General features: G+C 53.4%; 6 protein-coding genes. 5 read left to right on the top strand and 1 reads right to left on the bottom strand.

The genetic code is table 11. The features are described 5' to 3' along the window. Positions 1 to 128: 128 nt before the first annotated feature. Entirely contained in the window at positions 129 to 926 is a 798-nt protein-coding gene (locus ABWO67_RS18680; protein ID WP_502930055.1) for an outer membrane protein assembly factor BamD, read from the bottom strand. A gap of 98 nt (positions 927 to 1,024) precedes the next feature. On the opposite strand from ABWO67_RS18680, the gene ABWO67_RS18675 reads away from it, so the two are divergent. The 5 genes from ABWO67_RS18675 to phaR all read left to right on the top strand — a co-directional run bounded on the left by ABWO67_RS18675 (position 1,025) and on the right by phaR (position 6,045). Then, positions 1,025 to 1,987: an RluA family pseudouridine synthase gene (locus tag ABWO67_RS18675; protein ID WP_353154635.1), complete on the top strand. Its 963-nt coding sequence runs from the start codon at positions 1,025 to 1,027 to the stop codon at positions 1,985 to 1,987. Beyond that, a complete protein-coding gene (gene pgeF / locus ABWO67_RS18670) occupies positions 1,987 to 2,802 on the top strand; it encodes a peptidoglycan editing factor PgeF (protein ID WP_353154632.1) in 816 nt (271 codons plus the stop codon). The genes ABWO67_RS18675 and pgeF overlap by 1 nt, the downstream gene beginning before the upstream one ends. Positions 2,803 to 2,870: 68 nt before the next feature. Continuing rightward, positions 2,871 to 4,505, top strand: a complete 1,635-nt coding sequence (locus tag ABWO67_RS18665) for a PHA/PHB synthase family protein (RefSeq protein WP_353154629.1) — start codon at positions 2,871 to 2,873, stop codon at positions 4,503 to 4,505. A 57-nt stretch (positions 4,506 to 4,562) separates the two neighbouring features. Then, a complete protein-coding gene (gene phbB, locus ABWO67_RS18660; protein ID WP_353154626.1) occupies positions 4,563 to 5,300 on the top strand; it encodes an acetoacetyl-CoA reductase in 738 nt (245 codons plus the stop codon). Positions 5,301 to 5,478: 178 nt separating this feature from the next. Continuing rightward, complete coding sequence (phaR, locus tag ABWO67_RS18655; RefSeq protein WP_353154623.1) at positions 5,479 to 6,045, top strand: polyhydroxyalkanoate synthesis repressor PhaR; 567 nt, start codon at positions 5,479 to 5,481, stop codon at positions 6,043 to 6,045. Positions 6,046 to 6,222: the final 177 nt, after the last annotated feature.

Below are 6,222 nucleotides of genomic sequence, written 5' to 3'. Positions count from 1 at the left end.
CGCCTATTAAGAACATCGGATCCATTACAGCGTCAGAAGCGTTTGACCACAGCATTGAAAAAGCCTGCCAGAGACACACCCCGACAGGCCTGATCAACTTCCACAACCAACAATCCTGAATCAGTCCATTAGAACCAATTAATCGGATTCCAGTTGTTCACTGACTCGGTCAGCCCGTTTTCGTAGTACTTGGTATCAGGATAGTTCTGATCGAGAACCCGCTTGGCGTCGTCCCGCAGATCAGTCATACCCAGCTTATCGTACGACAAGTAAATAAGATATAACGCACGCTCGGCAACCGGCACTCCCTGAAAGTCCGTGATCACGGTTTGCGCACGATTGACCGCCGCCACATAAGCGCCGCGGTTGTAATAGTATTCCGCCACGTGAACTTCGTTGCGTGCAATAGTATCCACCAGCCACGTCACGCGTTTCTTGGCATCGGTGGTATAACGGCTGTCGGGATAGCGACTGATAAGTTCGTTGAACGATTCATAGGATTCGCGCAGCCCCTTGGGGTCGCGTTCGCTAGGATCTTGCCTGGTGACCTTGGTAAACGACGCGCTGGGGGGAGTGAAGGTGATCAAGCCCTTCAAGTACAGCATGTAATCAGTACCAGCGTGATTCGGGTACTGTTGCTGAAAACGGTCGATGGCAGCCAGGGCTTGTTCGGGCTCTTCATCTTTCCAGTTGATATAGGCCTGGTCGATAAGCGATTGCTGCGCGTATCCGCCAAAAGGATAGCGTGCTTCCACGGCTTCAAGGCGTGTGCGCGCATCTTTCCAGTTGCCAGCAGCGATTTCCGTGCGGGCGTCCTGGTAAAGACGTTCGGCTGACCAGCCGGCGGTTACATCTTGTTCAGCCTTCATGGTGCCGCATCCAGCGATCAGGACGACGGCAACAAAGGCAAGCGCGGCGTGGCTCAACCGCTTCAGGCTGGGAAATCGAGATAGATTAGGGTAAAGACGAGTCACAAAAGCATCCTTGGTGTTAGCATTGCAGGCTGATTATATGATTTGTCGCCATGCCTGACACAAATATCGCCAAAGAAAGTTTACAGGGTTCCGAGCCCCTTGAGTTCCAGCTCCCATTCAGAGCGCTTTCCGAGCGGCTCGATAAAGTGCTGGCTCAATTAATTCCGGAGCATTCCCGCAGCAGACTACAAGGGTGGATAGAAGGCGGTCATGTGTTGGTCAATGGCGAGCCAGGTCGTGTCAAGCAAATGGTTCATGCGGGCGACAAACTGGTAGTCTGGGAGCAAACGCCCCCGGAATCACTGGCTTTTACCCCCGAACCTGTCGATTTCGGTGTGGTGGCGCAAAGCCCTGACTGGATCGTCGTCAACAAGCCAGCAGGCTTGGTAACGCATCCTGGCGCTGGCAACTGGCAAGGTACATTGCTGAACGGGTTGTTATATCGGTTCCCCGAGCTTTCTCAGGTGGCGCGCGCCGGAATCGTCCACAGGCTGGACAAAGACACCTCTGGATTGTTGGTCGTGGCGCGCCATGAAAAGGCCCAGACGCACTTGATCCGGCAGTTGCAGGCGCGAACCGTCAGCCGTGAATATATTGCATTGGTGCATGGTCGCTTGAACAGGCCTGGGACGGTGAACATGGACATCGGTCGGGATCAGCGGGTTCCGGTACGCATGGCTGTGGAAAATCCTATAGCCCCAAAAAATGCCATCACGCATTATGAACCCATACGAGCAGGATTCCTGGGCGACGATATCTCGGTTACCGAAGTTGTATGCAAATTGGAAACGGGCCGCACCCATCAGATACGTGTCCACATGATGAGCCTGCGCCATCCCTTGGTCGCCGATGTCTTGTATGGCGGCAAGCTGGTCGGCGGCGCGGCGCGGCAACTGCTGCATGCCCGGGCGCTTAGCTTCGATGATTTTTCTACAGGCGAAAGGGTGTCTTTTCAGGCTCCTTTGCCGGAAGATTTTCAACAGGTTCTTGATAGCATTACATGGGAAGCCTGATGCCCTCCACCGCCATCGCTTCCGTTTCAGGCCTGCCTTGGCAGGGCGTAAATTATTTTTGTACCACGCGCCAGGGTGGGGTCAGTGGTGAATCTTGGGCTTCGCTGAATGTGGGGTTGCATACCGGCGACGATCATGCCGATGTCATTGCCAACCGTCAGTTGTTGCGTGCTGGTCTGCCGGGTGATCCTGTATGGCTGAATCAGGTGCATGGGGCAAAGGTTTTTGACGCAGATCAATTAGCGCCTATCGCATCAGAGGGTGTCGTGGTTCCGCCTGATGCGGATGCCGCCGTTACCACTCAGCAAAATAGGGTGCTGGCCATCATGACGGCGGATTGCCTGCCCGTGGTATTAGCCAGCAACGATGGCCGTGCGCTGGGCCTCGCGCATGCGGGGTGGCGAGGCTTGGCTGCCGGGGTGCTGGAACAAACCATGCTGGCCTTGCGCAATCGATCTCCCGAAAGTGCAGGCTGGCGCGCCTGGATAGGCCCGGCTATTGGTCAGCCTCATTTCGAGGTGGGTGCCGACGTGTATGAGGCCTTTGTCGGTCAGGACGAGCAAACCGCCGCGTTTTTCGCCCAGAAAATTCCAGGCCAGAAGTGGCTGGCGGATCTTCCTGCTTTGGCGCGTCACCGTTTATACAAGGCAGGGGTGGACAGCATAGAACTTAGCGGTCATTGCACGTTCTCCCGGCCTGATTTGTTTTATTCATACCGTCGCCAAGCGCGCACCGGACGTTTGGTGACGGTGGCGTGGCTTGCTGACGAAGCTGCAGTATTGCATAGGGGAAAACAGCGTAGCGACTTACCCTGATTGACAGCTTTTTAATTGCAATCCACCATGGATACCAAGCTTTTTGAAACGTGCAAGGTATGTAGAAAATGAGTGCTTCGTATCCATCCGAGTGGCCAATTCCGGTAAGCGTGGCACCTGATCAACTCGCCCAGATCCAGGCCGAGTTCGCACGTGAATGGCTGCGCATTGCAGCCGAAGCCCAACAAGGTATTCTGGAAAAGCCATCTGACCGGCGCTTTGCGTCAAAGGCTTGGGAATCGAGTCCGGGGTATTTGCTTTCAGCGCACGCCTATTTGTTATCGGCCAAGACTTTGAATCAAATGGTGGATGCCGCGCAGGTCAGCGAGCCCGTACGCAATCGCTTGCGCTTTTCGGTGATGCAATGGGTCGAGGCGATGTCGCCCACCAATTTCATGGTGACCAATCCCGAAGCCCAACTGGCGCTCATGGAAACGCATGGCGAGTCCCTGCAAAAAGGGATGTGCAACCTGCTTAACGACATCCGGAAAGGGCGTCTTACGCAAACCGACGAGTCGCGCTTCGAGCTGGGGGAAAACATCGCCCTTAGTGAAGGTTCGGTCGTCTATCAAAACCCGGTCATGCAGCTTATCCAGTATGCGCCTTTGTCCGCCAAGGTCCATCAAAAGCCGCTAGTAATCGTGCCTCCGTGCATCAACAAATTCTACATTCTTGATCTGCAGCCTGAAAATTCTTTCGTGCGCCATGCCGTTGAACAAGGGTTCACGGTATTTCTGGTTTCCTGGCGCAATCCGCAGGCGTCTGATTCCGATGGCATAGACAGGGCGACATGGGGCGATTATCTTCAGCACGGTGTGCTTCAGGCCATCGATGTCGCTTGCGATATCACCGGTCAAAAGCAGGTCAATGCGCTTGGGTTTTGTGTGGGCGGCACCATGCTGGCGTCAGCGCTGGCATTGGCCCATGCCCAGGGCAAGGACCCGGTAGGTTCGCTTACTTTGTTGACGACTTTGCTCGACTTCAATGAGACTGGCGTGCTTGATGTCTTTGTCGATGAGTTCCATGCTCAGGCGCGCGAGCGCCAGCTAGGGCAAGGCGGCTTGATGCCAGCTAAAGAACTCGGCACGACGTTTTCATTCTTGCGGCCCAGCGAACTCGTCTGGAATTATGTCGTCAGTAACTACCTGAAAGGCGAGCCTCCGGCGGCATTCGACTTGTTGTTCTGGAATGCCGATGGCACCAATTTGCCGGGCCCCTTCTTTACTTGGTACTTCCGTAATACTTACCTGGAAAACAACCTCAAAATTCCGGGGCGAGTCAAGGTGGACGGCCATCCCATCGACCTTACCACGCTGTCGATGCCCGCCTATATCTATGGTTCTCGTGAAGACCACATCGTGCCATGGGCGGCCGCTTACGCCACAACCGGCATATTGCGGGGCTCCTTACGGTTCGTACTGGGGGCCTCGGGGCATATCGCAGGGGTCATTAATCCGCCCGCGAAAAAACGCCGCAGCTATTGGGTTCACGATGCAGAGTATCCGCACACTGAGATCCCTGGGGATCCGCAGGCTTGGCTAAACGACGCCACGGAGCACGCTGGCAGCTGGTGGCCAGATTGGGCACACTGGCTGGCCGCACAGTCGGGACCCATGATGAGTGCTCGCAAGAAACTGGGCAACCAGCGTTATGTGCCGGTGCAGCCGGCACCTGGCGACTATGTCAAAGTAAGGGCTGTATGAAAGTGACAGGCTGGCAATGATGCGTAGCATCAAAGAAAACTTAAAGGGAGCACAAAAATGACTAGCAAAATTGCTTATGTGACCGGAGGGATGGGGGGGATAGGGACTTCCATTTGTCAGCGTCTTGCGAAAGAAGGTTTTACCGTGGTTGCCGGTTGTGGACCCAGCCGCAATTTCAAGCAATGGCTCGATGAGCAAGCCGCGCTGGGTTATAAATTTCATGCGTCGGTAGGCAATGTGTCCGATTGGGACTCTACTGTTGACGCCTTCCAGAAAGTACGCGACGAACTCGGTCCGGTAGCTGTTCTGGTCAATAACGCGGGTATTACGCGCGACGGGCTATTCCGTAAAATGAGTCAGGAAGATTGGCGTGCAGTGATCGACACCAACTTGAATAGTTTGTTCAATGTTACCAAGCAAGTGATTGAAGGTATGGTCGACCAGCAATGGGGGCGTATTATTAACATCAGTTCGGTAAATGGGCAGAAAGGGCAGTTTGGGCAAACCAACTATTCCACGGCCAAAGCAGGGATCCACGGGTTCACGATGGCTCTGGCGCAGGAGGTTGCCAATAAAGGGGTCACCGTCAATACGATTTCTCCTGGGTATATCGGTACCGACATGGTCAGGGCCATACGCCCTGATGTACTTGAAAAAATTGTCGCCACCATACCTGTGAAGCGGCTGGGAACGCCTGAAGAGATTGGTTCCATGGTCTCTTGGCTGGCTTCGGACGATGCGGGGTTTGCCACCGGCGCCGACTTCTCCCTTAATGGCGGCCTGCATATGGGCTAGCATTGGCTGCTGGTTTAGTCCTATAGTGTTTGTCGATTCGTTCGGCAAACACTATTGTGTTTTTTATTTTCCGAGTTTTGGGAAATTGTTATTTGACGCATGATTCGTTCCGAAAGACTGGTTTGGTGTTTCATAGCCGCTACCTTCTTCCTCGCTTTATCACGTATTTGGCCAAGTTATGACGCAATCTGAAGCTCCAACATCAGTCCGCCTGATAAAAAAATATCCCAACAGGCGCATGTATGACACCAAAACGAGTACCTACATTACGCTATCGGATGTAAAGCAATTAGTGCTGGATAGCGAGGTTTTTCAGATTGTCGACGCGAAGTCTGGTCAGGATCTGACGCGCAGCATACTTTTGCAAATCATCCTCGAGGAAGAGAGCGGGGGTGTGCCGATGTTTTCGTCCGTGGCCTTGTCCCAAATCATTCGCTTTTATGGTCATGCGATGCAAGGCATCATGGGTTCTTTTCTGGAAAAAAATATCCAGGCGTTCATGGATATCCAGGATCGTATGGGCGATCAATCCAAAGGGGTATACGGGGGCACCCAATTCGGTCCCGAGGCCTGGGCTCAGTTCATGAACGTACAGACGCCTGTATTGCAGAACATGATGAGCAATTACATTGACCAGAGCAAGAATCTGTTTGTGCAGATGCAGGATCAAATGCAGGATCAGACGCGTAATATATTTACTACGTTTCCGTTTGTTCCTGTGCCGCCTGATAATAAAAAGAAATAGCGGTTTTATTTGTTGCGGCTTGGTAGCATACAGGCCCTGGTTTCAGTGTTTCTTCTTAACGCGTTTGCTAGGGCATATCTTAAGTCGCGTTCCGGGTTCTAGTGTTTGCATTTCTTCTTGATTCGCGCGTCAAGTTTCTCCTCGCGTATGTGTTTCTTTCTTAGTCCGCGTGTCAGG

This window comes from Pollutimonas bauzanensis (assembly GCF_040393045.1).
GTDB lineage: Bacteria > Pseudomonadota > Gammaproteobacteria > Burkholderiales > Burkholderiaceae_B > Pollutimonas > Pollutimonas bauzanensis_A.
Note: the sequence above shows the minus strand (reverse complement) of the source record. Positions and strands in the feature narration are given on the sequence as shown.